The 24,580-nt window shown below is 55.2% G+C and carries 22 protein-coding genes; 18 read left to right on the top strand and 4 right to left on the bottom strand.

Annotated features, from left to right (window positions below; genetic code table 11):
• Window positions 1-123 precede the first annotated feature (123 nt).
• Both AC222A_RS08115 and AC222A_RS08110 read left to right on the top strand, forming a co-directional pair.
• Window positions 124-738 carry a DUF2314 domain-containing protein gene (locus AC222A_RS08115; protein ID WP_372747965.1) on the top strand — a complete coding sequence of 205 codons (615 nt, stop codon included), beginning with the start codon at window positions 124-126 and terminating at the stop codon, window positions 736-738.
• A 115-nt stretch (window positions 739-853) separates the two neighbouring features.
• Window positions 854-2,611, top strand: coding sequence for a cholesterol oxidase substrate-binding domain-containing protein (locus AC222A_RS08110; protein ID WP_486774839.1), 1,758 nt, complete (start codon window positions 854-856; stop codon window positions 2,609-2,611).
• Between the two features lie 29 nt (window positions 2,612-2,640).
• Here AC222A_RS08110 and AC222A_RS08105 read toward each other — a convergent pair whose 3' ends face one another.
• The gene (locus AC222A_RS08105; RefSeq protein ID WP_486774838.1) at window positions 2,641-3,954 is read right to left on the bottom strand and encodes a hypothetical protein; all 1,314 of its coding nucleotides are present in this window, start codon (window positions 3,952-3,954) and stop codon (window positions 2,641-2,643) included.
• A gap of 171 nt (window positions 3,955-4,125) precedes the next feature.
• Between AC222A_RS08105 and AC222A_RS08100 the strand changes: the two genes are divergently transcribed.
• The 8 genes from AC222A_RS08100 to AC222A_RS08065 all read left to right on the top strand — a co-directional run bounded on the left by AC222A_RS08100 (window position 4,126) and on the right by AC222A_RS08065 (window position 12,492).
• Complete coding sequence (locus AC222A_RS08100; RefSeq protein ID WP_372747962.1) at window positions 4,126-4,989, top strand: NAD(P)-dependent oxidoreductase; 864 nt, start codon at window positions 4,126-4,128, stop codon at window positions 4,987-4,989.
• A gap of 55 nt (window positions 4,990-5,044) precedes the next feature.
• On the top strand, window positions 5,045-6,511 hold the full coding sequence (locus AC222A_RS08095) for an aldehyde dehydrogenase family protein (protein ID WP_372758129.1): 1,467 nt from the start codon (window positions 5,045-5,047) through the stop codon (window positions 6,509-6,511).
• The gene (locus AC222A_RS08090) at window positions 6,508-7,284 is read left to right on the top strand and encodes an SDR family oxidoreductase (RefSeq protein ID WP_372747960.1); all 777 of its coding nucleotides are present in this window, start codon (window positions 6,508-6,510) and stop codon (window positions 7,282-7,284) included. Before AC222A_RS08095 ends, AC222A_RS08090 begins: the two co-directional genes overlap by 4 nt.
• 159 nt (window positions 7,285-7,443) lie before the next feature.
• Window positions 7,444-9,348, top strand: a complete 1,905-nt coding sequence (gene htpG / locus AC222A_RS08085) for a molecular chaperone HtpG (RefSeq protein WP_372747958.1) — start codon at window positions 7,444-7,446, stop codon at window positions 9,346-9,348.
• 108 nt (window positions 9,349-9,456) lie between these two features.
• Entirely contained in the window at window positions 9,457-10,476 is a 1,020-nt protein-coding gene (locus AC222A_RS08080; RefSeq protein WP_372758127.1) for an NAD(P)H-dependent glycerol-3-phosphate dehydrogenase, read from the top strand.
• On the top strand, window positions 10,476-10,955 hold the full coding sequence (locus AC222A_RS08075; RefSeq protein WP_372783881.1) for a SixA phosphatase family protein: 480 nt from the start codon (window positions 10,476-10,478) through the stop codon (window positions 10,953-10,955). The genes AC222A_RS08080 and AC222A_RS08075 overlap by 1 nt, the downstream gene beginning before the upstream one ends.
• Entirely contained in the window at window positions 10,952-11,812 is an 861-nt protein-coding gene (locus tag AC222A_RS08070) for an alpha/beta hydrolase (protein ID WP_372758125.1), read from the top strand. Before AC222A_RS08075 ends, AC222A_RS08070 begins: the two co-directional genes overlap by 4 nt.
• Window positions 11,809-12,492, top strand: coding sequence for a glutathione S-transferase family protein (locus AC222A_RS08065; RefSeq protein ID WP_372758124.1), 684 nt, complete (start codon window positions 11,809-11,811; stop codon window positions 12,490-12,492). The genes AC222A_RS08070 and AC222A_RS08065 overlap by 4 nt, the downstream gene beginning before the upstream one ends.
• Before the next feature lie 81 nt (window positions 12,493-12,573).
• Here the strand turns inward: AC222A_RS08065 and folE are convergent, their stop codons facing one another.
• Window positions 12,574-13,122, bottom strand: a complete 549-nt coding sequence (gene folE, locus AC222A_RS08060; RefSeq protein WP_372748865.1) for a GTP cyclohydrolase I FolE — start codon at window positions 13,120-13,122, stop codon at window positions 12,574-12,576.
• A 157-nt stretch (window positions 13,123-13,279) separates the two neighbouring features.
• Here folE and prmB point away from each other — a divergent pair, with 157 nt between their 5' ends.
• The 5 genes from prmB (at window position 13,280) to AC222A_RS08035 (ending at window position 17,228) form a co-directional block, all read left to right on the top strand.
• Window positions 13,280-14,164 (top strand): 50S ribosomal protein L3 N(5)-glutamine methyltransferase, encoded by an 885-nt coding sequence (gene prmB, locus AC222A_RS08055; protein WP_372748866.1) that lies wholly within the window; start codon window positions 13,280-13,282, stop codon window positions 14,162-14,164.
• Window positions 14,165-14,219: 55 nt separating this feature from the next.
• Window positions 14,220-15,332: a chorismate synthase gene (aroC, locus tag AC222A_RS08050; RefSeq protein ID WP_372748867.1), complete on the top strand. Its 1,113-nt coding sequence runs from the start codon at window positions 14,220-14,222 to the stop codon at window positions 15,330-15,332.
• Between the two features lie 3 nt (window positions 15,333-15,335).
• On the top strand, window positions 15,336-16,481 hold the full coding sequence (locus AC222A_RS08045) for an MFS transporter (RefSeq protein WP_372748868.1): 1,146 nt from the start codon (window positions 15,336-15,338) through the stop codon (window positions 16,479-16,481).
• A 95-nt stretch (window positions 16,482-16,576) separates the two neighbouring features.
• Complete coding sequence (locus AC222A_RS08040) at window positions 16,577-16,996, top strand: hypothetical protein (RefSeq protein ID WP_372748869.1); 420 nt, start codon at window positions 16,577-16,579, stop codon at window positions 16,994-16,996.
• A gap of 10 nt (window positions 16,997-17,006) precedes the next feature.
• Entirely contained in the window at window positions 17,007-17,228 is a 222-nt protein-coding gene (locus tag AC222A_RS08035; RefSeq protein ID WP_372748870.1) for a hypothetical protein, read from the top strand.
• 149 nt (window positions 17,229-17,377) lie between these two features.
• Here the strand turns inward: AC222A_RS08035 and AC222A_RS08030 are convergent, their stop codons facing one another.
• Window positions 17,378-18,358: a malate dehydrogenase gene (locus AC222A_RS08030; RefSeq protein WP_372748871.1), complete on the bottom strand. Its 981-nt coding sequence runs from the start codon at window positions 18,356-18,358 to the stop codon at window positions 17,378-17,380.
• Between the two features lie 259 nt (window positions 18,359-18,617).
• Between AC222A_RS08030 and AC222A_RS08025 the strand changes: the two genes are divergently transcribed.
• Window positions 18,618-20,663 carry an LTA synthase family protein gene (locus AC222A_RS08025; RefSeq protein ID WP_372758121.1) on the top strand — a complete coding sequence of 682 codons (2,046 nt, stop codon included), beginning with the start codon at window positions 18,618-18,620 and terminating at the stop codon, window positions 20,661-20,663.
• Complete coding sequence (locus tag AC222A_RS08020; RefSeq protein WP_372763825.1) at window positions 20,660-22,177, top strand: sodium:solute symporter family protein; 1,518 nt, start codon at window positions 20,660-20,662, stop codon at window positions 22,175-22,177. The genes AC222A_RS08025 and AC222A_RS08020 overlap by 4 nt, the downstream gene beginning before the upstream one ends.
• 545 nt (window positions 22,178-22,722) lie before the next feature.
• Here the strand turns inward: AC222A_RS08020 and AC222A_RS08015 are convergent.
• On the bottom strand, window positions 22,723-24,045 hold the full coding sequence (locus AC222A_RS08015; RefSeq protein ID WP_372747171.1) for a sialidase family protein: 1,323 nt from the start codon (window positions 24,043-24,045) through the stop codon (window positions 22,723-22,725).
• A gap of 229 nt (window positions 24,046-24,274) precedes the next feature.
• On the opposite strand from AC222A_RS08015, the gene AC222A_RS08010 reads away from it, so the two are divergent.
• A partial coding sequence (locus AC222A_RS08010) for a tRNA 2-thiocytidine biosynthesis protein TtcA (RefSeq protein WP_486774837.1) occupies window positions 24,275-24,580 on the top strand: 306 nt, incomplete at its 3' end.

Here is a 24,580-nt window from a genome sequence, read left to right as displayed (position 1 = left end):
CGGCTGTGATGCAGTCCCGTTAAAAGGCGACGCAGGAATAAAATTGTTGCTACAATCAGTGACATGCAAGGTGGTTATTAGCCTATATCCGACGGGCCATACTGGGAGCACAGTTACAACGCGATGAATAGCGAGCTGCAGGGCCGATTGCTGGGAGGTCTGATCTTTGTTTTTGGCGTGCTGCTGATTGGTGCTGGCTGCTATGGCGTATGGTGGCTTAATACCATCAGTTCTGTGGGTTACCTGCTGCTGGGTATCTGCGTTACCTACAACGGCTGGGAGCGCATGATGCCAACACGCTATGCGCCAATTTATCTTGAAGCCAACGAACCTGACATGCTTGAGGCGGTAGCGCTGGCACGTGCCGAAATCGAACGATTCCGAGACGGTGTGAAATACACACAAAAAGAAGCCAAAGCCCGGTTTGCATTGGAAACCGGTGATGGCTACAGCGAACATGTGTGGGCCGTGGTGCATAGAATTAATGGCAATACGCTGCAGGTGTCGCTACCCAGCGAGCCCGGCAAAAAGGTTAGCCCCGCAGATCCCCGCGCTGAAATGCCGCTGCATGATCTTGAGGATTGGATGCTGATCGATAAAAATGGTCAGACCGAAGGCGGCTACACACTAGGCGCTATGGCTAAGAAATATCTGTTCTACAAAGGCTATGTTCCGCGCGGCCTTAGGCTTCAACTCGATAAATTTGTTGATGTAGACTTGGAAAGATATAAAAATTAATACAACCCGCCAACAGGGTTATACAGGTGTCGTCAGAGGGCGCCTTTGGTTTTGCCCGCCAGCAAAGGCCAGGGTTAAACAATAATAACGATAAGGAAAAGGGGAAATCCGCCGCATGAAGTTTCTGCGCAATGGTCAGGCTGCGCCTGAATTGTCTCGTCGTCGTTTTCTGAAAAATTCCGCTGTACTGTCTGCAGTCGCCTGGACACCGGTGTTCCGGCTATCTCCTGCTGAAGCTCAGGGCTGTACACCGCCACCTAATTTTCCCGCTGATACGCCGGTCTATTTACAGGCCTTCGAAAACTGGTCGAAAGGAATTGTCATCGATGGTCTCTGGACCTGCGCGCCGCGTTCGGCTCAGCAATGTGTGGATGTGGTGAACTGGGCCGCTGCTAATGGCTGGCAGGTGCGACCGCGTGGCGCGATGCACAACTGGTCGCCTATTCACGTCACCGCAGACACAGACTGTCACGATAATATCGTGCTGCTCAATACCACGGACTTTCTGGCTGATATCGCCGTGGAAACCGGCTGGGCAACCCCAGCGGTGCGCGCTCAGGCCGGTGTGTATATGGAAGACCTGCTCGACTTTATAGAAGAGCACGGCTTGGGTATGACCGCCGTACCGGCACCGGGTGATGTTACGGTGGGGGGTGTACTGGCTGTTGATGCGCACGGAACTGCGGTGCCAGCTAAAGGGGAACAGCGTCAGCCAGGCCATAGCTACGGCTCTCTCTCAAATCTTGTGCTGGAACTTACGGTAGTGGCCTGGGACAAAAAGGCTAACGCTTACACGCTGCAGACCATTGATCGGCGCGACAGGGAAGCTGAGGTGTTGCTGGCTCATCTCGGCCGATCGTTAGTGGTCGAAGCGGTCTTGCAAGTTGGCGCCAACCAGAAGTTGCGTTGCCGCAGCTATACCGATATTCACATTGACGAATTGTTGGGGCCTCCCGGCACATCGGGGCGCACCGTCGAGCACTATCTCGACAGCGCCGGGCGAATGGAGGTGATCTGGTTTCCGTTTACCGATAAACCGTGGCTGAAGGTGTGGAGCGTAGCGCCGACCAAACCGTTGATGTCGCGGGAGGTACATGAGCCCTATAACTATTCCTTTTCCGACAATATGCCTGCCGAAATTGAAGAAATGGCGCGTTCGCTGACGCGGGGGAATAAGGCGTCTACACCCCTGTTTGGTCAGATGATGTATAACGTGACGGTGGCGGGTCTGGCGGCTACCCAAACGGCAGATATTTGGGGTAATTCCAAGAATGTGCTGCTGTACATCAAGCCCAGCACACTGCGTATCGAAGCCAGTGGCTATGCCGTGCTCACCCGGCGCAACAATGTGCAGCGGGTGATTCATGAATTCACTGAGAAATTCAAAGCACTGGTGGCCAGTTACGAGGCGCGGGGGGAATACCCCATCAATATGCCGGTAGAGATTCGGGTGACGGGTTTGGATACGCCCGCCGAGGTTGATGCTGTAGCCGGAGCGAATATGCCAGCGCTGTCAGCGGTGCGCCCGGTTGAAGATCACCCGGAGTGGGATGTGGCGGTGTGGTTTGATTGTCTGAGTTTTGTCGGTACCGAACAGTCCGAAGCCTTTAATACCGAAATGGAAAATTGGTTGCACAGTCACTTTAATGCCGACGAAGCAATGGTGCGTCCAGAGTGGTCTAAAGGATGGGCTTATTCGCCGAGTGCCACTTGGAATGACGCCAATTACATAGAGCGCACGATTCCCGGCAGCCATTCCTACGGTCGCCCTCGTAAGGCAAGTTGGAACAAGGCCATTAGTCGATTGGATACACTCGACCCGCACCGTGTATTGAGCAACAGCTTTATCGATCGGTTGATGCAACAGCGTTAGCCGTTGCATCAAGACCAGAAGTTTCTTATCTAATAGGCATACTGGTGCCGACTGGCGTCGTGATCCCACATATCCTCACCCGCGACCAGCGCTGTGTAATCTGAGGGCGCCGGTGCGGTATGTGAGTCGTCAATCACGATATCCCACGCGATGACCGCTTTGCCTTTAGCTTCGGGACAATCGTTGGTCAGTTGACACCGCGCCTGCGGGTTGGCTGCGGCAAGCGGTGCAGAAATGCCAATGTCTGGTTTTTTAAAGAGTAGGCCGACCACGCCGAGCGGTTCGTCTTGCAGAGCCTCGCAATCTTCAATCCAGAATCGTCCGTGGCTATCACTGATTTTCGCGGTACCCGTTTTCAGGTATTCCGGCGGCAGGTAGGGGTCGGTCTGCAGAAGTTTCAGGATGGCATCCATCCCATCACCACGAATGCCCAGTGCGTTGCGCAGTCTATGGACATAAACTGGTGCCATAGCGCGCCATTGTTCAGCAGTCATTTCCCACGCTGACTCCGCGCCGTGGTCGCGCATCACCGAGGTGTAGCAGGCTCGCTGCAGCAGGTGAACATCCAGCGAAAACTCTTTGCACTGACGTGCCAGCACAGGATGGGACAGCATCTCCAGTGTAAAAGCGCGGTTGAAGGGCCCAGCATAGTCCGCAAGCCCGTCGTTACCTGGCTCAATGGCAGCGAAGGCGAAGTTGGCGGCCCGGGACTGTTTCACTAGGGGCAGCACTTCACTGCTTTCGGTCAATATCAGCTCATCTCCGAGAAATACACGCCAGCGGCAGGGCCCTTCAGCGGGTACGGTGCCGTGGGGCGGTCGGAATACTGGCCGGCAGCGAGCCCGCTGGTTGACTGCCATAACAGTCGCGTCAAAGGTTGGGTCTTCCATATGGTGGCAGATCTGGGTCTCAGAGGTGGGGTCGGCATTGGTGATCCGCCGTACATGGTTATAGGCGCCGCAATGGGTAAGCCAGAACTGACCTTCAGAGGGCGATTGCAGATCCCAGTGAAACTGTAAAAAGGTGTGGGGCGCACCGATATCCAGCTGAAATGCTTTAAAGATGGTTTCGATATCGTCGCCCCCGATATTAAGCAGCGCCCGGTTGCGGTAATTGTAAATGGGGCTGGCGCCCATCCATTCGTCACAGGCAGCGCGGGTTTGTGCGGCCATGCCATGGTTCAGCGCCAGCTGCGGCATGATCGCACGATCGTGGATGTGATTGGCCAGCATCACCTCACGGCCGTACCAGGCCAGAGTGGCGTGATCGAGGTCTGTCAGTGTGAAGTCCGGGCGGTAGTCGCCGCTATAGTCGCCGGGCTGTGTGCCTGCGTCGATGCTCATATCGAATCCCTTATTGTTGTTGTGTCTGCTGTCAGGGGCAAACGATCCGTGGTTTGCTAAAGGTAACACTTATTGACTAATATGCAAAATAAGCATTTACTAAAAGTCGATGCCTGTGGTAGCGTGAGTAAATCGCAAGCTCTCTGACTTTAGCAAATAAAGGTAGATCCCATGATTCAAGTCGGTTACATCGGTCTGGGCAATATTGGCAAGCCCATGTGTGCCACCCTGATTAAAAATGGTGCCAGCGCTGGTCTTAAGGTGAGCGTTTACGACGTTATGCCAGACCCTGTGGCGGAAATGGTGGCACTGGGCGCTACAGCCGCTGCGTCGGTCAGGGACGTGGCTGAACGCTGTGACCTGATTGGCGTCTGCGTGCGTGACGACAAGGATGTGGAGTCTCTGCTATACGGCGATGAGGGGCTGTTTGCCCGTGGTCGCGAAGGCTCGGTCATCGCCATACACAGCACGGTGCTGCGCACGAACCTGCTGCGCTGGGCAAAAGATGCGCAAGCCCATTCCATGTCAGTCATCGATGCGCCAATCACCGGGGGCGCGGCCGGCGCAGCCGACGGCACGCTCTGTATCATGGTCGGTGCGACTGAAGCTGCCCTGGAAAAGGCCATGCCCATGTTTGAGCCAACGTCAAAGCGCGTGGTTCGCGGCGGTGATGTCGGTGCGGGAATTGTATTGAAACTCGCGAATAACCTGATCACCTATGCTGCGTTTACGGCCGTCAGTGAGGGCGTGGCGTTGATTAAAAAAGCGGGATTGAGTCCCGACGATTTATACGCGGTTGGTGATGTAAATGGGGTTATCACACCCTCGGCGAAGCAGTTTATTACCGGTAGGGAGGGGCTCCTCGCCGGGTGCACAGAAGAACAGATGCAAGAGTTTTTTGGGCCGTTTGCAGGGCTGGGGGAAAAAGACCTGGATCATGCGCTGGCACTGTGTGAGGAGCTGGATCTGGAGCTTCCCGCAACCAAAACAGTTCGTAAGCATATTCGTCAGACCTTTCTGAAAGGTCAATCCTGACGCGGTGCTGTTAACGATAAAACAATACTACAAGTAAGAATAAGGACGACAGAGCATGTCTCAACCATCTTTTGGCGAACAGCGTCTCTACATTAACGGCGAACTTGTTGATGCCGAACAAGGGCGCGTATACGAGAACATTAATCCGGCCACTGAAGAAATTATCGGCGTTGCTGCTGATGCCAGCCTAAAAGACGCAGACGCAGCGCTCGCTGCAGCGCGCACAGCCTTTGATCATACCGACTGGGCCAGTAATCACGCTCTGCGATTGAAAGTGTTGCGTCGCTTTGTTGAGGTTATGCGGGAAAATATTGAAGAATTACGGCAGGCTTCTCAACGCGAAGTTGGAGCTACCCGGTGTTTCGCTCTTGGGCCTCAGTGCGACGGCCCGATATCGATGGCCAGTTGGCCACTGGATTTTCTCGAAGGTTTCCAGTGGGAGCGGGAAATCGGTGAGTACGAGGTGATGGGTGTCAGAAGTAAACGCCTAGTCTGGAAGGAAGCTGCGGGTGTAGTCGCCGCGATTACGCCGTGGAATTTTCCGATTCAGATCAATCTGGCGAAGTGTATGCCGGCTCTGGCGGCAGGCTGCACAGTAGTACTGAAGGCCGCGCCTGATACGCCCTGGACCTCAACGCTACTGGGGCGCTACGCAAAAGAAGCCGGTCTGCCGGCCGGGGTTTTTAATGTGCTGACGGCGTCTGATCCCGCCGAGATCGGTAATTTTCTCACAACAGACTCGCGTGTGGATCTGGTTTCCTTTACAGGCTCCACGGCTGTCGGCAAACACATCATGAAAAATGCGGCTGATACCGTAAAACGGGTGTTTCTGGAGCTGGGCGGCAAGTCAGCCATGGTGATTCTAGACGACGCCGATCTGGCCAGTTCACTATTTGGTGTATTTTCCATTGGCGCCAACGCGGGCCAAGGTTGCGCCATTACAACGCGCCTGCTGATTCCGAAAACGAAGCAGGCTGAGGTGGAAGAAATTCTGAAGTCGTATATGGGTATGCTGGCGTACGGGGATCCCGAGAGTGAGTCGGAAATGATGGGGCCACTGATTAACGCGAAGCAGCGCGCGCGGGTTCTGGCCTATATTGAAAAAGGCAAGGAAGAGGGGGCTCGCCTACTCATTGGTGGCGGCCGTCCGGCACACCTGGAAAAAGGCTACTACGTAGAGCCCACAGTGTTTGTCGATGTGGATAACAGCATGACCATTGCTCAGGAAGAAATCTTTGGCCCGGTGTTGGCAGTTATCGCCTATGACGATGAAGCTGATGCGCTGCGCATTGCCAACGATTCACCCTACGGTTTGTCGGGCGCGGTGTATTCGGCCAGTGAAGAGCGCGCACTAAATTTTGCCCGCCAGGTACGTACCGGTACCATGAACGTAAACGGCGGCAACTTTCTTGGGCCAGACGCGCCCTTCGGTGGTTACAAGCAAAGTGGTGTCGGTCGCGAAATGGGGCCGGAAGGCTTCGAAGAATATCTGGAAACCAAAACGGTGGCGATTGCGGTATGAGTCAGAGTATTGCAGACCATGTATATGTGGTAACCGGTGCCTCACGCGGCTTTGGTCTGGCGATAGCCAGAGATCTGGTGAGCCGAGGGGCCAAAGTGGGTTTGCTGGCGCGGGATGAAAACAGGCTGGCTGAAGCGGTTGCTGAGTTGGGCGAAAGCAACGCCAGGGCGTTTTCCGCCGATGTGACCGACTCGGCTGCCACAGGCGAGGCGGTTCGGGCGGTCGCCGCCCACTTTGGTCGGCTTGACGGGCTGGTGAATAACGCCGGCGTGGCCAAGCCTGGTCTGGTTGAAAAATACTCAGATGAGGAGATCCGGGCCCAGCTGGATATCAATATCGCCGGTGTCATCTACGCCTGTCGCGCGGCCATTCCGCTTTTGGAAGCGTCGGACAATCCGCGTATTGTCAATATCAGTTCTGCCAGCGCCTACCACCAGGACGAAATGCTGGGTCTTTCACTTTACGCCGCCAGCAAGGCCGCTGTGGAGCGTCTAACGCGCGACCTGCGTCGTGAGATGCAGGAGAAAAACATCGGTGTCACCCTGCTGCGACCGGGGGCGGCGGCCACCGAGTTTGCCTCAGGTTGGGACTTTGACAAGCTCAAGGACGGCTTTGACCTGTGGCACAAGCGCTGTGGCCCCTATATGGATACGGGCATGGACGTGGAGCATGTGGCCGAAGCCGTGGCTTTCTGCGTGGGGATGGACCCCGGAGTGTCAGTAGACGAGCTGGAAATTCGACCGAATCGTTTGATGGAGAAATTTACGCTCTGACCGCATTCCTGCTGGCTAGCTGACGCGCAGGCGAACGGATGCTCCTGTTCGTCTGTGTGGCAGGGCTGCTATCTTCACCGCCGCCCTTGAAATCGTGATCCTGGCCCCCATATCCCTCTTAATTCGACTTTTCTCCAATAACATCGATTGAGGGCCCCCATGTCTGCTACTGCTGAAAAGGAAACCATGGGCTTCCAGACGGAAGCGAAACAACTCCTGAAACTGATGATCCATTCCTTGTACAGCAACAAGGAAATCTTCCTGAGAGAGCTGATCTCCAACGCTTCTGATGCGGCCGACAAGCTGCGCTTTGAGTCGCTTGAAGAACCTGCGCTGCTGGAAGAAGACCCGGATCTGAAGATTACGGTAGTCGCCAACAAAGACGCCAAGACCATCACCATTACCGACAACGGTATTGGTATGTCGAAAGATGAGGTGATTAAGAATCTGGGCACCATAGCCCGTTCAGGTACCGCCGAGTACCTGAAAAACCTCACCGGAGACAAAAAGAAGGATGCTCAGCTGATTGGTCAGTTCGGTGTCGGCTTCTATTCGGCCTTTATCGTGGCCGACAGGGTGGAGGTGTTTACCCGTCGAGCAGGTTTGCCAGCCAGTGAGGCGGTGCACTGGGAGTCCACGGGTGAAGCCGACTTTTCGATCGAGCCTGTAGAGCGTACCGAGCGCGGTACCCAGGTGGTGTTGCACCTGCGCGATGACTCGCTGGATTTTGCCGACGACTGGCGCGTGCGGTCTGTGATCAAGAAGTACTCAGACCATATCTCCTTGCCGGTGATGATGTACAAGGCGCAGAGCGAAGAAGAGAGTGCCGAAGGTGCACTGCCTGAGCTTGAGGCCATTAACGCGGCGACCGCGCTGTGGGTGCGCAATCGCAGCGAGGTGCAGGACGAAGAGTATATCGAGTTTTACAAGCACATCTCTCACGATTTCAATGAGCCTCTGACCTGGAGCCACAATCGCGTGGAAGGCAAGCTGGAGTATTCCAGCCTGCTGTATATTCCGGAAAAAGCGCCTTTTGATATGTGGAATCGCGATGCCAATCGCGGTGTGAAACTGTATGTGCAGCGTACCTTTATCATGGACGAAGCTGAGCAGTTCCTGCCGCTTTACCTGCGATTTGTCAAAGGCGTGGTGGACTCCAATGACCTGTCGCTGAACGTGTCGCGGGAAATTCTTCAGAAAGACCCGAATGTCGATTCCATGAAAGCCGCGTTGACTAAGCGCGTGCTTGATATGCTGGAAAAGCTGGCCAAAAAAGAGCCAGAGAAATACCAGACCTTCTGGAAAACCTTTGGCCAGGTATTGAAAGAGGGGCCGGCAGAAGATTTCACCAACCGCGAAAAAATTGCCAAGTTGCTGCGTTTCGCTACTACCCACGACAATAAGGCCGAGCAGACCCACGCGCTGGACGACTACATTGCCCGCATGAAAGAAGGTCAGAAAGACATCTATTATGTGGTGGGTGAATCACACACTATGGCCAGTAACAGCCCGCACCTGGAAGTATTCCGCAAGAAGGGCATTGAAGTGTTGCTGCTGTCAGATCGCGTAGATGACTGGCTGATGAACCAGCTGGGCGAATACGACGGTAAATCCTTCAAAGATGTAGGGCGCGGCCAGCTGGATCTAGGCGATCTGGATGCCGAGGAAGACAAGAAGCAGAAGGAGAAGCTGGAAAAAGAGCACAAGGATCTGGTGCAGCGAGTTCAGGGCATTCTTGAGGGCAAGGTTGAAGAAGTGCGGGTCACCAACCGTCTCACCGATTCTCCCGCGTGTCTTGTGGTTGGCGATTACGATATCGGTATGCAGATGAAGCGCATACTGGAGCAGGCGGGTCAGGAAGTACCCGACAGCAAGCCCATTTTTGAGCTGAACCCGGAACATCCGTTGGTACAAAAGCTTGATAAGGAAGTGGATGAAGACCGCTTTGGCGATCTGGTGGAAATTCTCTTTGATCAGGCTCACCTGGCCGAAGGTGCTGATATAGAAGACCCCAGCGCGTATATCCGCAAGCTTAACAAGCTGTTGCTGGAGCTCTCCCGCTAAACCTTCCTGGAGACAGGATCGAGGCGCTGCGCACAAGGTTTGCGCGCGGCGCCATACCCATATTCCCTGTGGTAGACTGCCCGCCACAGCGGCAAAGAAGTGTAAATAATGTCCGAGAAGTTATATCGCGTCGCCGTGCTGGGTGGCGGAAGCTTTGGTACTGCTATTGCCAATATCGTTGCTGATAATGGTCACCCGGTGCACCTGTGGCTGCGTAGTGAAGAACGCGCCCTGGAAATCAACGAAAAACATGAAAATGAGGCCTACCTGCCCGGCATCGCCTTAAACCCGGCGTTGCGTGCCACCACGGATTTGGCAACGGCGGTGGAGTCGGCTGATATCGTGTTTGTCGCGGTGCCTAGCAAATCCTGTCGTGAGGTCTGTCGTACCCTGGCTGGGTTGCTCAGTGATAACTGCATACTGGTCAGTACCACCAAGGGTATAGAGGCCGATGGCTTCAAGTTGATGAGCCAGGTGATTCACGAGGAAATTCCCAACGCCCGCCTGGGTGTGATGAGTGGCCCCAACCTCGCTAAGGAACTGGCCGACCGGCAGATAACAGCGACGGTGATAGCAAGTCAGGATACGGAAGTTACTGAGGCTATTCAGACCCTGTTGCAGTGCAGTTATTTCCGGGTGTATGCCGGAGAAGACACTTACGGCCTGGAGCTCTGTGGCGCCCTGAAAAACGTTTATGCCATCTGCTCCGGTATCGCTGCGGCGATGGGGGTGGGCAGTAATACGCAGGGGGTTCTTCTCACCCGCTCGCTGGCGGAAATGTGTCGTTTTGCGGTCAACAAGGGGGCTGACCCCATGACCTTCATGGGCCTTGCCGGTGTCGGCGATCTGTTCGTGACCTGTACCTCGCCCTTGAGCCGCAATTACCGGGTGGGCTTTGCGCTGGGGCAGGGCAAGGATCTAAATGCTGTGGTTGCGGAGCTCGGTCAGGTGGCCGAAGGGGTAAATACCCTGAGATTACTCAAGGACCAGGCCGAGCAACTGGGTGTCTATATGCCGCTGGCAAGCGGCCTGTACGACATCATCTACAACGAGAAATCCCTGGATGATGTGGTCGCCAACATGATGAGTGCCGACCAGACCCGGGATGTAGATTTTAGTTTGCGTTGATGCAGTGTGTATTCGTTCGACATGGCGAAGCGTCATGGGATGCACCAACTGATGCAGCTCGCCCTCTTACCGCTCACGGTCAGCATCAGGTTCAGTTGGCTGCCCGCTGGTTGTCTTCTCAATGGGAGCCCGAGCTGCTGATTCACAGCCCCCTGCAGCGCGCCTGTGAAACGGCTGATGCCTTTCTGGCGCAGTATTCGCAAATGAACACGCTGGAAAGTGATAGCCTGCTACCCGATGTATCACCGCAAACCCTTGAACAGATGCTGCAGCACGCCGTGCCCGAGCGAATGTTGTTGGTCGGGCACAACCCCCTGTTCAGTCGCCTGCTTACCTGGTTCTGTGGTGCGGATATTGAGGAAGTCATGGCGCCGGCCAGTATGGCCATGATTGACCTACCCGTGGTGGCGCAGGCGGCAGGGCGGCTGTGTTGGTTGCGGCACGCACCTTCCTATGAGCAGATAGTGAGGCGCCAATGAGCGCAATAACCGCCGAAGAAAAGACCTTTGAACTCGACGGCCTTACAGTGCGAGCGCGCTGGTGGCAGGGCGATACCGAGCCGATGCTGGCAGTGCACGGCTGGCTGGATAATGCCGCAAGCTTTGATGCGCTGGGGCGTTGCGGGTTAACGTTGCTGGCGCTTGATATGCCGGGCAATGCGTTGAGCGATGACCGACCGCCGCAGGCCACCTACAATATCTGGGATGATTTACCGGTGCTGCTCGCGGTGGCGGACATGATGGGCTGGGAGCAGTTTAATCTGTTGGGGCACTCTCGTGGCGCGATGATGTCTATGTTGCTGGCGGCCAGCTGCCCGGCACGGGTAAAGCGTCTGATCTGTCTCGACGGGCTGGTCCCAGGCTCGGTCAAGATAGAGGAATCCCCGAAGCAGCTGGGAGACTTTTTGCGCGATGCGCAGGTGCTGGCAGCAAAACCGAGCAAGGTTTATCCAACGCTTGATGAGCTGATAGCACTGCGTCAGAGAACCACGGGAATGAATGAACCTGCGGCTCGAGTTTTAGCGGAAAGGGGCGCAGCAAAGGTGGACGGCGGCTGGATCTGGCGTGCAGACCAGCGTCTTAAAGGCGCATCTGCGTTTAAGCTTTCGCAGGCGCATATAGAGGCCTTCCTCCGTGCGCTTGTACAACCTGTTATGCTGATTGCTGCAGAAAAAGGCTATGCGCAATATCCCGGCCTGGACGCTCTGACGGATCTGATTCCGCAGTTCCGTCGGGAGAACCTGCCCGGAGGCCACCACTTTCATATGGAGGAAAGTGCCGTGCCGATAGCGGGTCTGATTCGTGAATTTTTGGCAACGCAAGAGGGGGCACTATGATTGAACTGTACACAGCAGCCACGCCTAATGGCTGGAAAGCATCCATTGCACTGGAAGAGCTGGGGTTGCCCTATGAGCTCAAGGCCATAGCGCTGGACAAAAATGAGCAGAAGTCGCCAGAGTACCTGCAGATAAACCCCAATGGCCGGATACCGGCAATCATTGATCGCGAGACTGATATTACCGTATTTGAGTCGGGTGCAATTCTTCAGTACCTGGCGGAGAAAACAGGCAAGCTTATGCCCGCAGACGCCAAGGGCAAATATGCGGTCATACAGTGGCTGATGTTTCAGATGGGTGGCGTTGGGCCCATGCAGGGGCAGGCGAATGTGTTTTATCGTTACTTTCCCGAAAAAATTCAGGCGGCCATCGACCGCTATCAGCATGAAACCCGTCGTTTATACGAAGTGCTCGATGGTCGTCTGAAAGGACGCGACTGGCTGGCAGACGACTACAGTATTGCTGATATCGCCAACTTTTCTTGGGTGCATGTGCACTTCTGGGCCGGCGTGGAAGTGGAAGGGTTGGACAATCTGCAGGCCTGGATGGAGCGCATGCGCGCACGGCCAGCAGTGCAGAAAGGCTTGAACGTGCCGCCTGTGGACATCGATCTGTCCCAGGCGTCTGATGAAGATGCGAAGAAGTTTGCCGAGAAGGCAGAGAAGATGCTGACTAAATAGCCGGTGATTGCAGGAGATGGTCTGGCCCGTGAATGATAGTTCGCGGGCAGTAATAAAAAACCAAGCGGCAACAGCGCGGGCCTAGCGCCCGCCAGCCACCAGTGACAAAAATTCCTGCCGTGTGGCCTGATTGCTCTGGAACTCTCCCAGCATGGCCGAAGTGCGCATTACCGAATTCTGCTTTTCAACGCCCCGCATCATCATGCACATATGCTTGGCCTCGATAATCACGCCAACACCCGCAGCGCTAGTCACTTCCTGAACTGTCTGCGCAATCTGGGTGGTGAGCTGTTCCTGAATCTGCAGTCGACGTGCAAACAGGTCGACGATTCGTGCCACTTTCGATAGCCCAAGCACTTTGCCCGACGGAATATAAGCCACGTGGGCTTTGCCGATAAATGGCAACAGGTGGTGTTCGCAAAGGGAGTACAGTTCGATGTCGGACACAATCACCATTTCGTTGCAGTCGGATTCAAACAGGGCATCGTTGACCACGTCATCGACCTTGCGGCGATAGCCTTCGGTGAGAAACTGGAAGGCTTTTGCGGCACGCTTTGGTGTATCTACCAGACCGTCCCGCGTCAGATCTTCCCCAACACTTTTTATGATTTCGGCAAAGGCTTTTTCCACTGTACTGTCCGACTACTGTAAAAGGGGAGAGCGATGGTAGCAAAAGTGAACAAGGCTGACCATTACCGTGGCTTCACGTAGATGCGTATTGTGGCTTAAAGGCCCCGCCGGAACGGGTTACACTGTGCGCCTTTTACGCAGTGCAGCGGAGACAAGCTTGAGTACCGAATTGGAAACCGTCAGGGATTTTTTACGCTGGGCTATCTCTCGTTTTGGCGAGGCCGACCTGTATTACGGACACGGTACTGATAACGCCCAGGATGAAGCCTGGTTTTTGCTGTGCTCAGCCCTGAAACTACCCTTTGATCTGGATGGTCGTCTGCTGGACGGTCGGTTGACGAAAGATGAGCGTGAACGCGTGTTGGCTCTGGTTGAACGTCGAGTCAGTGAACGTATTCCAGCCGCTTATCTGGTCGGTGAGGCCTGGTTTGCCGGGCTGCCGTTTCATGTCGACGAGCGGGTGCTGGTGCCCAGATCGCCCATTGCAGAATTGATTGATGTTGGGTTTGAGCCCTGGCTCGGGGGGCGTGAGCCGCGGACAATTCTCGATCTGTGTACCGGTAGTGGCTGTATTGGGATAGCCTGCGCCATGGCGTTTCCGTATGCCTCTGTGGTTCTCAGCGATCTGTCAGAAGATGCGCTGGCCGTGGCCCAATCCAATATAGTGCGACATGGTTTACGCGATAGGGTAAATACGGTTCAGTCTGACGTGTTTTCGGGATTGAAGGGGCAGCAGTTTGATCTGATCGTTTCTAACCCACCGTATGTAGATGCGCAAGATCTTGCAGCGATGCCGCAGGAGTACCATGCAGAGCCCCCACTGGGCTTGGGCTCTGGCAGTGATGGCCTGAACATTACGCGCCAGATCCTGCAGGCGGCGCGCGAACATCTGACAGAAGGTGGTCTGCTGATAGTGGAAGTGGGGAACAGCGGCGCCGCGCTGGAGGAAGCCTACCCGGAGCTACCGTTGACCTGGGTTGAGTTTGAGCACGGCGGTCATGGTGTATTTGTGATTGCACGAGAGGATCTGCCTGCGCTCTGACGGCGGCAGGGGATTTGCGTATAATTGCCGCTTTGCGGTTTGCAGCGAGTGAGAGATGTCCGGGAATACCTTCGGAAAATTGTTTACGGTTACCACCTTCGGCGAGAGCCACGGATTGGCGCTGGGCGCTGTTGTTGACGGTTGCCCACCGGGGCTGGAAATCACCGAGGAAGACCTGCAGCGTGACCTCGATCGTCGCAAGCCCGGCACCTCTCGCTATACCACGCAGCGTCGTGAAGCCGATGAAGTCAAAATTCTGTCGGGGGTATTTGAAGGGAAAACCACCGGTACATCCATTGGCTTGCTGATTGAGAACACTGATCAGCGCTCCAAGGATTACAGCAAAATCAAAGACCGCTTCCGCCCGATGCATGCCGATTACACCTATACCCACAAATACGGTGTGCGTGATTATCGCGGCGGTGGTCGTTCGTCGGCACGGGAAACGGCGATGCGGGTCGCGGCTGGCGCCATCGCCAAGAAATACCTGCGCACCCAGTGTGGCATTGAAGTGCGCGGTTATCTCTCGCAGTTGGGCCCTATTGCCATAGAAAAGGTCGATTGGGATGTGGTGGAAACCAACCCGTTCTTCTGTCCGGACGAAAGCAAGGTCGAATCCATGGAAGGCTTTATGCAACAGTTGCGTAAAGACGGTGATTCCATTGGCGCCCGCCTCAATATCGTTGCCAGCAATGTGCCGCCTGGTTTGGGCGAGCCGGTGTTTGACCGCCTCGATGCGGAACTCGCTTATGCGCTGATGGGCATTAATGCGGTCAAAGGCGTGGAAATTGGTGCCGGTTTTGATGCGGTGGTCGCGCGTGGCAGTGAACATCGCGACGAGATTACGCCTCAGGGCTTTACCGGCAATAACGCTGGTGGCGTGCTGGGAGGCATTAGTTCGGGGCAGGATATTGTTGCGTCAATCGCCCTGAAGCCCACCTCAAGTATTCTGGTTCCCGGCAAGACGATCGATGTGGATGGCAACCCGGTCGACGTTGTTACCACCGGTCGTCACGACCCTTGTGTTGGTATTCGCGCGGTGCCCATTGCCGAAGCCATGGTTGCCCTGGTGCTGATGGATCATCTGCTGCGCCATCGGGCGCAGAATAGCGGCGTGCAAGTAACGACGCCAGTTGTATCGGGTAATGCACCAGGCACAAACGTTTAGGGTATGGCGCTCCCGTACTGGCGCCTTTCTGGGTTTTACTTCGCCTACTTCGGGCTGTTAGGGGCCTGGCTCCCGTACTGGGGGCTCTACCTGCAGGAGCTGGGCCACAACGCGGTAGCCATTGGTGCGCTGTCGTCTGCCGTGATGGCAACCAAAGTTGTGGCGCCGAGTTTGTGGGGGTGGTTGGCTGATCGCTCTGGGCGTCGTTCTACCATTATCCGTGTGGGCTCCTTCCTGGCTTTATTGATCTTTCTCGGTGTTTTCTTTCGCACCGATTTTTGGTGGTTGATGGCCGTCGTGGTTGGCTACAGCTTCTTTTGGAATGCGGTGCTGGCTCAGTTTGAAGTGGTTACCCTGTCTCATCTGGAAGGGCAATACCATCGCTACAGCCTGATTCGGGTGTGGGGCTCTATTGGCTTTATCGTGACGGTTGCCGGTATTGGCGCCTTTCTCGACTATTTTTCCATTCACCTTTTGCCCTGGATTTATACTCTGCTGTTGGCGGGCATCTGGCTCAGCAGCCTCACGGTGGCAGAGAAGGCGGGCAATGATCAGCGCGATGAGCGCGAAGGCAGCCTCTGGAGTATTGTGAGTCAGCCATCGGTTGTGGCATTTTTTGTTGTCTGCATGCTGCTGCAGATAGCGCATGGCCCGTACTACACTTTTTTCAGCATCCATCTCGAAAATCTCGGTTACACCAAAACAGTAACCGGTGTGCTCTGGTCGCTCGGGGTACTGGCAGAGGTCTTCCTGTTTCTCGTGATGCATCGCTTGATGGGCGGTTTCAGTCTTCGTTCCATCATGCTGGTAAGCCTGCTGCTGTCGGTAATTCGCTGGTGGCTGATTGGTTATTTTGCTGACAACGTTGTGGTACTGTTTTTCGCCCAGCTGATGCACGCTGCCACCTTTGGCAGTTTCCATGCGGTGGCAGTTGAGTTGGTCCGCCGCTACTTCAAGGGGTATCAGGGGCAGGGTATGGCACTCTACAGCGGCCTGAGCTTTGGTGGCGGTGGTGCGCTGGGGGCAATTCTCAGCGGTATGTTGTGGGATTATGGTGCAGGGCTTACCTTCCTGCTCGCAGTGGTCGCCTCGGCGGCGGCCCTGCTCATTGCCTGGCTGTACATGCTCGATCACCGACTGACGGTGTGAAATCGCCGCGCTTTTGCGCGCTTTCTGCTTGGCCTGGTCAGCGCCCGCAGGTAACATAGTCCTCCATAACAAATTCCTCGGGAAAAGAACCAGTTATGGCAGAATCAATTGTTTACGGCTGTATCCGCGATATGGTCGGTGGCAGAGGCGAGGCTCAGGAGCGGCGCCTGACTAACCATTCCGTCATGCAAAGCCTGCCCAGCGCTGATAGCTGGCCGCTGCTGTCTCGGGAGATGTTTTCACCGGCGCCTGCCGCCGTGGATCTCGATGACGTTCATACCGATGTGATTCATTTTGGCAGTTCCTACAAAGCCATTGAACACGAGTGGAATACCTGGCTAAAGCAGTTTGAGCGCGTACTGCGCGGCATGTACTGGGTTTCTGCCACTGTGCATCTGGAAACCCTCTACAATGGCATTCACACCTTTGTGTGGGAAACCGATTCCGACTACCACGAGCCCAACAGTTCCAATATGTCCATGCGTTGTGAGTGGACTCACGAAGCTTCCTTTTAAGCGCCGTATTTTGAGTATTCCTGAGCTTTACCGGCGCTGGCGCAAATACAGCACTTCTGTTTTGGCAGTACTGGCTACGGCACTGCTGCTGTGGTCTACCGTGTATATCTTCGATGTGCCAGCGAAAGAGGTTTTGGCCTTTCTGGCGGTGTGCATTGTCGGGGTCGGCGGGATCATGCTAGTAGCATTTGGTGCCAGCTGGGTGTTGGCGAAGGTACGCAGCCGAAAATAGCGCGAACCAGAAACCGGGGTCGTATCGAGTATTTTTTAGCCAACTTGTGCTTTGGTGGGGCTTGGTCAAAAAATACTCGATACGACCCCGGTTTTTTGGGTGAAAAAAAGGCCCCCGAAGGAGCCTTTAATTATTCACGTTGTCCCAACTCAGGGCAGCAGGTGCTGTACTGCGTCACGCTCTTCGGCCAGTTCCTGCTCGGTAGCAGTCATCTTGGCGCGGCTGAAGTCGCCAACTTCAACGCCCTGAACGATTTCCCAGTCACCACCTTTGCAGCGGCAGGGGAAGGAGTAGATCAGGCCTTCGGCAATGCCGTAGCTGCCGTCGCTGTATACGCCCATGCTCACCCAATCGTCGCCGTCGGTGCCCAGCGCCCAGCTGCGCATGTGGTCGATGGCTGCGTTGGCGGCTGATGCTGCAGAAGACGCGCCACGAGCCTTGATGATCGCTGCGCCGCGCTGTTGCACGGTGGGGATGAAGTCATTTTCGTACCAGGCCTGATCAACCAGGTCGGTGGCTTTCTTGCCGTCTACCTTGGTGTTGAACAGATCGGGGTATTGAGTGGCAGAGTGGTTGCCCCAAATGGTCATGTTCTTCACGTCGTTTACAGTCTTGCCGGTTTTTTGGGCAATCTGGGTCATGGCGCGGTTGTGGTCCAGGCGCGTCATGGCGGTGAAGTTGCGCGGGTCAATGTCCGGCGCGTTGCGCTGAGTGATCAGGGCGTTGGTGTTGGCTGGGTTGCCGACAACCAGTACTTTGATGTTCTTGCTGGCATTGTCGTTAATAGCCTTGCCTTGTACCGAGAAAATGGCGGCGTTGGCTTCCAGCAGGTCTTTGCGCTCCATGCCGGGGCCACGTGGACGGGCGCCAACCAGCAGGGCGTAATCGGTGTCTTTAAACGCAACGTTCGGGTCGTCAGTGGTGACGATGTCGGTCAGCAGCGGGAAGGCACAGTCGTCCAACTCCATTTTCACGCCTTGCAGGGCGTCCATGGCAGGGGTTATGTCCAGCAGCTGCAGGATAACGGGCTGATCATCGCCCAGCATCGCACCAGAGGCGATGCGGAACAGCAGGGCGTAGCCGATTTGACCGGCAGCACCGGTAACGGTGACACGAACGGGTTGTTTCATGAGTAGCGATTCCTGTTTGTGGTGTTTACTTTGGTGAAAACGGGTTTTGAGCGGGCCACCTGCAGGTTGTGGATCACACAGACCTGAGCCACCCTGGCCGGGATCTGGCCGCACCGCAACGACTCGCTGCGGTGCCTGAAGCGGGGCATATGATAGTCATCTGGACCGCAAATTGCCATATTGAGGGCCAGACCACCTTATTCCGCGCCCAAGCGCCTGATACAATTGCGCGCGTCTTTTATGGGGAATAGCGGTTCATATGCGTCTTTTACAGTCTCGTCGGCTGCAACTTCTGTTAAGTGTTGCACTGTTGTTGTTTACGGTACAGGTGCTTTTCCGGCTGATTTTCTTCTTTGGATTCGCGGATTTCAGCGACAATGAAGCCGCCGGGTTTGGGGTTTTGGTCAAGGCCTGGTGGATTGGCCTGCGTTTTGACGCGCGTCTGGCCATCTTGCTGACTATGCCGCTGCTGCTGTTGATGGTGCCAAAGTGGCATCTCTTGGAGAAGCGCTGGGCACAGCGTGTGGTGGCGGGCTATGTGCTGCTCACCGTGTTGTTTCTGAGCCTTTTCAACGTATTCGATCTGGGGCACTACGCTTACCTCGGTATTCGTATGGATTCCACGGTTGTGCGTTTCTTTGACGATATAGCAATCTCCGCCAGCATGGTCTGGGAAAGCTACCCCGTTATCTGGATAACCCTGGGCGTAACGCTCCTGTGTGCGATCACCTTTCGCCTCGTCAGCGCGCTGGTAGGCCGGGTTTTCTCCGTGCCGGGTGAAAAACTCGGTAAATGGTCTGTCGCCTGGCGCTGTGCTCTGGTGTTTACGGTGGCCTTCTGGACCACGATTGGCCGCTTGTCCGATGTGCCGCTGCGCTGGAACAATGCCTTTTTTACCGGTGACCCCGAGATTGGTGCTCTGGGACTGAACCCCATGTTGTATTTCTATGAGACCATGGATTTCAGTGAGGCCAATTACGATCTTGAGCAGGTCAAAGCACACTATGAGGCGGTGGCCGACTATCTGGGGCTGGAAGGTGCAGCGCGCGATGCCGCCAAGCCTAATTTTCTGCGCCGTATCGAAGCTGATCCGCAGGCGCCGTTTGCATCAATGGAGCGACCGCCAAACATTGTATTCGTGATGCTGGAATCGCTCGGCGCCAGTCGAGTCAGCGCTTATGGCAATCCCCTGAAAACCACGCCGGTACTGGATGACATTGCCGAAAATGGCTGGTTCTTCGAGCACTTTTACGTGCCGGTGTCAGGCACTGCAAAGACAGTTTGGGCCAGCATTACCGGTTTGCCCGATGTCTCTACTGTAAAAACGGCTACACGAAACCCGCTCATTGCCCATCAGCGCACCATCATTAATGCGTTTACGGATCACGAAAAGTATTACTTTCTGGGTGGCAGCGCCGGTTGGGCCAATATGCGGGCCCTGATTAAAGCCAGTATTGACGGCCTGCACCTCTATGAGGAAGGTTCTTATACCGAGCCTAGAGTCGACGTCTGGGGTATTTCGGATCTGAGCCTGTTTCGCGAGGCGGACAAAGTGCTGCGGGAAATCCCCAGGGAAAAGCCCTTTTTCGCGATTGTACAAACCGCGGCCAATCACCGACCGTTTACTCTGCCAGAGGACAAAGGCGATTTTGTGCCGGATAGCCCAGATGCTCAAGCTCTGTATCAGGCTGGCTTTAAAAGCGCCGAGCAGTACAACGCCGTACGCTTTCTCGATTACAACGTAGGTGAATTTTTCAAGATGGCCAAGGCGGGTGGCTATTTCGATAACACGGTGTTTGTGTTCTATGGCGACCACAATAACCGCATCACCATTACGCCGCATATGGCAGAATTTTACGAAAAGCTCGATCTCGACGGCCTGCACGTACCGCACATGATCTATGCGCCAAAGCTGCTGCAACCGCAGGTGGTTGAAGAAGCGGTGAGCCTCGTGGATGTGCTGCCTACGGTGGCGGGGCTGTTTGGCGTGCCCTATGACTACAGCGGGCTTGGGCGCGACGTGAGCAAACATCCGCAGGGCCAGGAACGCTATGTGTTTACCCAGACAGCGGACAAGCGCCACCCGGTAATTGGTGTGATTGGCAAACAATGGATGCTGCGGATGCAGTCCGACGGCGGCAACGCCAAGCTTCACGAGATTTACAGTGATGATCCGGAAGCTGATTACTCTGCGCAATACCCGGAAAAGGCCGCGCGCTTGCGTGAGTTGGCCAAGGGGCTATACGAGACTAGCCACTTTCTGCATTACGACAATGTTGAGGAGACACCGGGAGCGGGTCAATGAGTCTGGCAGATGGTCTGGTGTTGGGCGGCTACCTACTGGGCATTTTGCTGCTGGGAGTCTATTTCTCTGGCAGAACCCACTCCACCGACGACTACTTTGTGGGGGGGCGCAACTATCAAGGCTGGGTAATCGGCTTAAGTCTGGTGGGTACCTCCATCAGTTCGGTGACCTTTCTTGCCTACCCCGCAGATGCTTATAAAACCGCCTGGCTACGTTATCTGCCCAATCTGATGCTGCCGCTGGCGATTTATTTTGCCGCGCGCTACTTTTTGCCAGTGTTCCGGCGGGGCAACACAGTAACCGCCTACGAGTTTCTTGAAGCGCGTTTTGGCCCCTCAGTGCGTGTCTATGGCGCCGCCACGTTCATTATTGCTCAGCTGGTACGGGTGAGTACCATTCTCTACCTGATCTCCCTGTTGTTGTTCGAAATCAGTGGCCTCGACCCCGTGTGGTGTATCGTGCTGGCCGGTATCTTTGTCGCTGTTTATACCGTAGCCGGTGGCATTGAAGCGGTTATCTGGACCGACGTGATACAGACACTGGTGCTGCTATTGGGAGGGATTGCCTGTTTATGGGTGATTGTCGACCTGCTCCCCGGCGGCTTGGGGCAGGTATTGTCGACCGCCACTGAACACGGCAAGCTGGGCTTTTCTGAGTGGCAAAATGGCGAACTTGAGCCAGTCAGTTGGGATATCAGCCTGCTCAACAAAACCGGCACCATGATGCTGGTGTTAGGGCTGGTTAACTGGCTTACGGAATACAGTAGCAATCAAAATACCGTGCAGCGTTATTGTGCGGCTAAATCCGAAAGTGAAGCCCGACGCGGTATGTGGGTGTGTGCCCTGAGCAGCCTGCCAATCTGGGCGTTTTACATGTTTCTGGGGACAGCGCTCTACGTATTCTATCTGCAATTTCCAGTCGCTGAAGCCGCTGAAATGCTCGACGGTAGCCGCAAGGCGGAGCAGATTCTGCCATTTTTCATTTTGAACGAGTTGCCGCCGGGGTTGATTGGGCTGGTGTTGGCAGCAGCCCTGGCTGCAGCCATGTCGTCACTGGATTCCAGTATCAATGCCATATCGGCGGTGTCGGTGGTGGATATTTACCGCCGTCATATGAACACAGATGCCGCTGAGCGTCATTATCTGATGGTGGCGCGTGCGATTGCCGTGGGCGTTAGTTGTTTGATGATTGGCGGTGCGATCGCGTTTTATTTCGCCGACACCAAAACCCTGCAGGACGCTCTGACCATTTTGGTGGCCCTGCTGGGTGGAGGCATGTTGAGTCTGTACCTATTTGGGTTTTTCAGCCGTCGCGGTAACGCCCGCCACGCCTGGCTCGGTATAGGAGTAACCATGCTCTTTACTGGCTGGGTGATCCTGGCTAGAAACGGCTGGTTTTTCTCGGCTGACGACATGCCCTTTGATCTGTACTACACGGCTATCATCGGTAACCTGCTCATGTTCGTCGTGCTGTGGCTCGCGAGTCGCCGCACGCCGCTTCGCACGCAGAGTTGACCGGATGTAGACCATGGCGGTGATGGCCGCAACGGGGTCAATGAGGTAGTCCCACAGGTTGTTAGATTCGAGTAGGCCCAGCTGATAGCCGAGCAGGTCGACGCTGATAATCGCGACAATTAAGTTCAGTTTTCTAAGCCAGGCAGCGGCGGCAATAACCAGCGCCGCGCCAGCAAGAACATCAGGTTGATACCCCCACTGATAGGGGTCGATCATGCCAAGTCCCAGACTCATGGGATAAAACCAGAGTGCCAAGCCCGCTATCATGCCCGCCATCCATTGCAAGTCTCGCTTGGGTAGCGGCAAGCCGCCACGGGTAACGTGATAAATGGCCAGAGCGCATAGCACCAGCGTTGAGGTCAGGCTGAATTCGCCAAAAACTCCGCGCAGGTAATACACCGGTGTTACGCCGGCGATCGGGATGCACAGAAAAAACAGTGTCAGTGCAAACACCGTGACCAATCGCGATGACAACGCAGGTCGGCGACAGATCAGAAGACTGATAAGGGCTGCCCAGTGCAGAGCTGAAACTACCAAGCCTGCGGTTATATCCATTGACTGAGCCACTCCTGTGAAAATGCGCGGTGTTTGATGTAAGCCTTGTTCCAGGTGTAGACAAGGTGAATGGTGCCGTCTGAGGCTTTGATAAGATAAGGGTAGTCGTAGCGATAGCGGCAACCGCTGTCGGTACACAGAGCAGCGGTTGCGGAATCAATGTACTTGCTCTGCAGAGCTTCGGGCATACCTTCGGTGCTCAATGCCTCTTGCAGGGCGCTGGTAAAGGTTTCGCGTGGGACTCGTCGAGGCACTTTACCATTATCGCTATTGTCCTCAATGCGCATGATGGGGTTCCAGCTGACGCCGCGATCCTCCGACACCAGCAAGGTTAGTCGATTGCGTTCTTCCTCGGTATCGTTCGCCACGGCCAGCAGTCGTCCACAGTCCATTACCACAGCGGCAAGCGCAGAGTTGGGGTTAAAAAAGGTCGCGTTTTCCGGTTCTGACCATTCCTGGCCGCTGCTATCAGACGATGTCATGACGGCCGTAAAGGGGGCATCGTCACCGGTGTCACGCAAGAGTGCCAATGCCTTGTCGCGATTAACGGGCAGAATCACCGGTTGAATCGCTTCGCGTCCGGTGGTCAGGCGGCTTTTCGACAGAATGGTGCCGTCAGCAGCAATTCTTAGCAATTCGCCAAATTTACCCGCCATCTCGTGGTAAACGGGCAGGGCAATACTGCCGTCTGCATAGCGGTGAGGGGTGCCTTTGACCAGGGTGCTCAGGTTGAAAAACGGTGACGTCACCAGTCGTCGGTAGGAATGCCAGCTGGCGCCGTCGTCGTCAGACAATGCCATATTCAGTTGGCTGGTCGCCCAGCCGCCGAGCGAAACAGAGACATAGAACAGTGCCAGACGATCTTCCGACAGGCGGGTAATTACCGGATTGCCAAGTTTTTTGATGTAGCGGCCAAGAGCCTGCTGCGTTGCTTCGCGAGTAATCAGTGGGCGAACCTCGCTCCAGATGCCTTGCGCTGGATTGAAGTAGGCCCCGTAAATGGCGACATCCTTTGCTCCCTCGCGGCTGCCGCCAAACCAGGTTGCCAGCAGACGGCCGTCTGCCAGCTCTGCTACCGAAGCGGAGTGGACCATTTCGGTCGAATTGCGCCGCGATACGATCATCGGCTCGCCGCTGTAGGGTGTTTGGACGTCAGTGGTCGGCGCTGGCAGCGCCAATGGTGTGGTTGTGCGGTTGTCTGGCAGCGAATTGTCGGCGAAAACCGGCGGGCTGACGGTGCTTTCGCCGCGAAATGTGGCGAAAGCTGCAGCGCCGAGCAATAGCAGCCACAGGAAACTTGAACGGGTTGGCATAGAAAATCAGGACTCTGAAAAACGGGCTAGGGCGTTTATTGGAAAATCGCACATTTATTGTACAGTGCGATTGTAGCTGAGAAGGGAGCCGCTGTTAAGTCTGTCACGGACTTTGATTTCATTGGGCATTGTCGGCAACCCACTAAATTGCTGGGCATTTTTTGGTCGATACCGGTACAATACCGCGCTTTAATCACTCCCAGAATCCGTAATTGTCGCAGGGTCTGCCGTGTCTGTCGCCGAATTGTCGAAAAAAGAGAAAACCGAGTTTAACAAGTTACAAAAGCGTCTGCGGCGTCATGTTGGCAAGGCCATTGAAGATTACAACATGATCGAAGCCGGTGACCGGGTAATGGTATGCCTGTCTGGCGGCAAGGATTCCTACGCAATGCTGGATATTCTCATGAATCTCCAACAGAGCGCGCCGGTGGATTTTGAGCTGGTGGCGGTAAATCTGGATCAGAAGCAACCGGGCTTTCCCGAGGAAGTCTTGCCAGCCTATTTGGAAAAGCTGGGCATCGAATACCATATCCTG

The sequence above is a fragment of the Litorivivens sp. genome (assembly GCF_057445395.1).
Note: the sequence above shows the minus strand (reverse complement) of the source record. Positions and strands in the feature narration are given on the sequence as shown.

Excerpts from the sequence above, each read along its gene's own strand:
- AC222A_RS08115 (WP_372747965.1), top strand. The coding sequence starts at position 124 with ATGAATAGCGAGCTGCAGGGCCGATTGCTGGGAGGTCTGATCTTTGTT.
- AC222A_RS08110 (WP_486774839.1), top strand. The coding sequence starts at position 854 with ATGAAGTTTCTGCGCAATGGTCAGGCTGCGCCTGAATTGTCTCGTCGT.
- AC222A_RS08105 (WP_486774838.1), bottom strand. The coding sequence starts at position 3,954 with ATGAGCATCGACGCAGGCACACAGCCCGGCGACTATAGCGGCGACTAC.
- AC222A_RS08100 (WP_372747962.1), top strand. The coding sequence starts at position 4,126 with ATGATTCAAGTCGGTTACATCGGTCTGGGCAATATTGGCAAGCCCATG.
- AC222A_RS08095 (WP_372758129.1), top strand. The coding sequence starts at position 5,045 with ATGTCTCAACCATCTTTTGGCGAACAGCGTCTCTACATTAACGGCGAA.
- AC222A_RS08090 (WP_372747960.1), top strand. The coding sequence starts at position 6,508 with ATGAGTCAGAGTATTGCAGACCATGTATATGTGGTAACCGGTGCCTCA.
- htpG (WP_372747958.1), top strand. The coding sequence starts at position 7,444 with ATGTCTGCTACTGCTGAAAAGGAAACCATGGGCTTCCAGACGGAAGCG.
- AC222A_RS08080 (WP_372758127.1), top strand. The coding sequence starts at position 9,457 with ATGTCCGAGAAGTTATATCGCGTCGCCGTGCTGGGTGGCGGAAGCTTT.
- AC222A_RS08075 (WP_372783881.1), top strand. The coding sequence starts at position 10,476 with ATGCAGTGTGTATTCGTTCGACATGGCGAAGCGTCATGGGATGCACCA.
- AC222A_RS08070 (WP_372758125.1), top strand. The coding sequence starts at position 10,952 with ATGAGCGCAATAACCGCCGAAGAAAAGACCTTTGAACTCGACGGCCTT.
- AC222A_RS08065 (WP_372758124.1), top strand. The coding sequence starts at position 11,809 with ATGATTGAACTGTACACAGCAGCCACGCCTAATGGCTGGAAAGCATCC.
- aroC (WP_372748867.1), top strand. The coding sequence starts at position 14,220 with ATGTCCGGGAATACCTTCGGAAAATTGTTTACGGTTACCACCTTCGGC.
- AC222A_RS08045 (WP_372748868.1), top strand. The coding sequence starts at position 15,336 with ATGGCGCTCCCGTACTGGCGCCTTTCTGGGTTTTACTTCGCCTACTTC.
- AC222A_RS08040 (WP_372748869.1), top strand. The coding sequence starts at position 16,577 with ATGGCAGAATCAATTGTTTACGGCTGTATCCGCGATATGGTCGGTGGC.
- AC222A_RS08030 (WP_372748871.1), bottom strand. The coding sequence starts at position 18,358 with ATGAAACAACCCGTTCGTGTCACCGTTACCGGTGCTGCCGGTCAAATC.
- AC222A_RS08025 (WP_372758121.1), top strand. The coding sequence starts at position 18,618 with ATGCGTCTTTTACAGTCTCGTCGGCTGCAACTTCTGTTAAGTGTTGCA.
- AC222A_RS08020 (WP_372763825.1), top strand. The coding sequence starts at position 20,660 with ATGAGTCTGGCAGATGGTCTGGTGTTGGGCGGCTACCTACTGGGCATT.
- AC222A_RS08015 (WP_372747171.1), bottom strand. The coding sequence starts at position 24,045 with ATGCCAACCCGTTCAAGTTTCCTGTGGCTGCTATTGCTCGGCGCTGCA.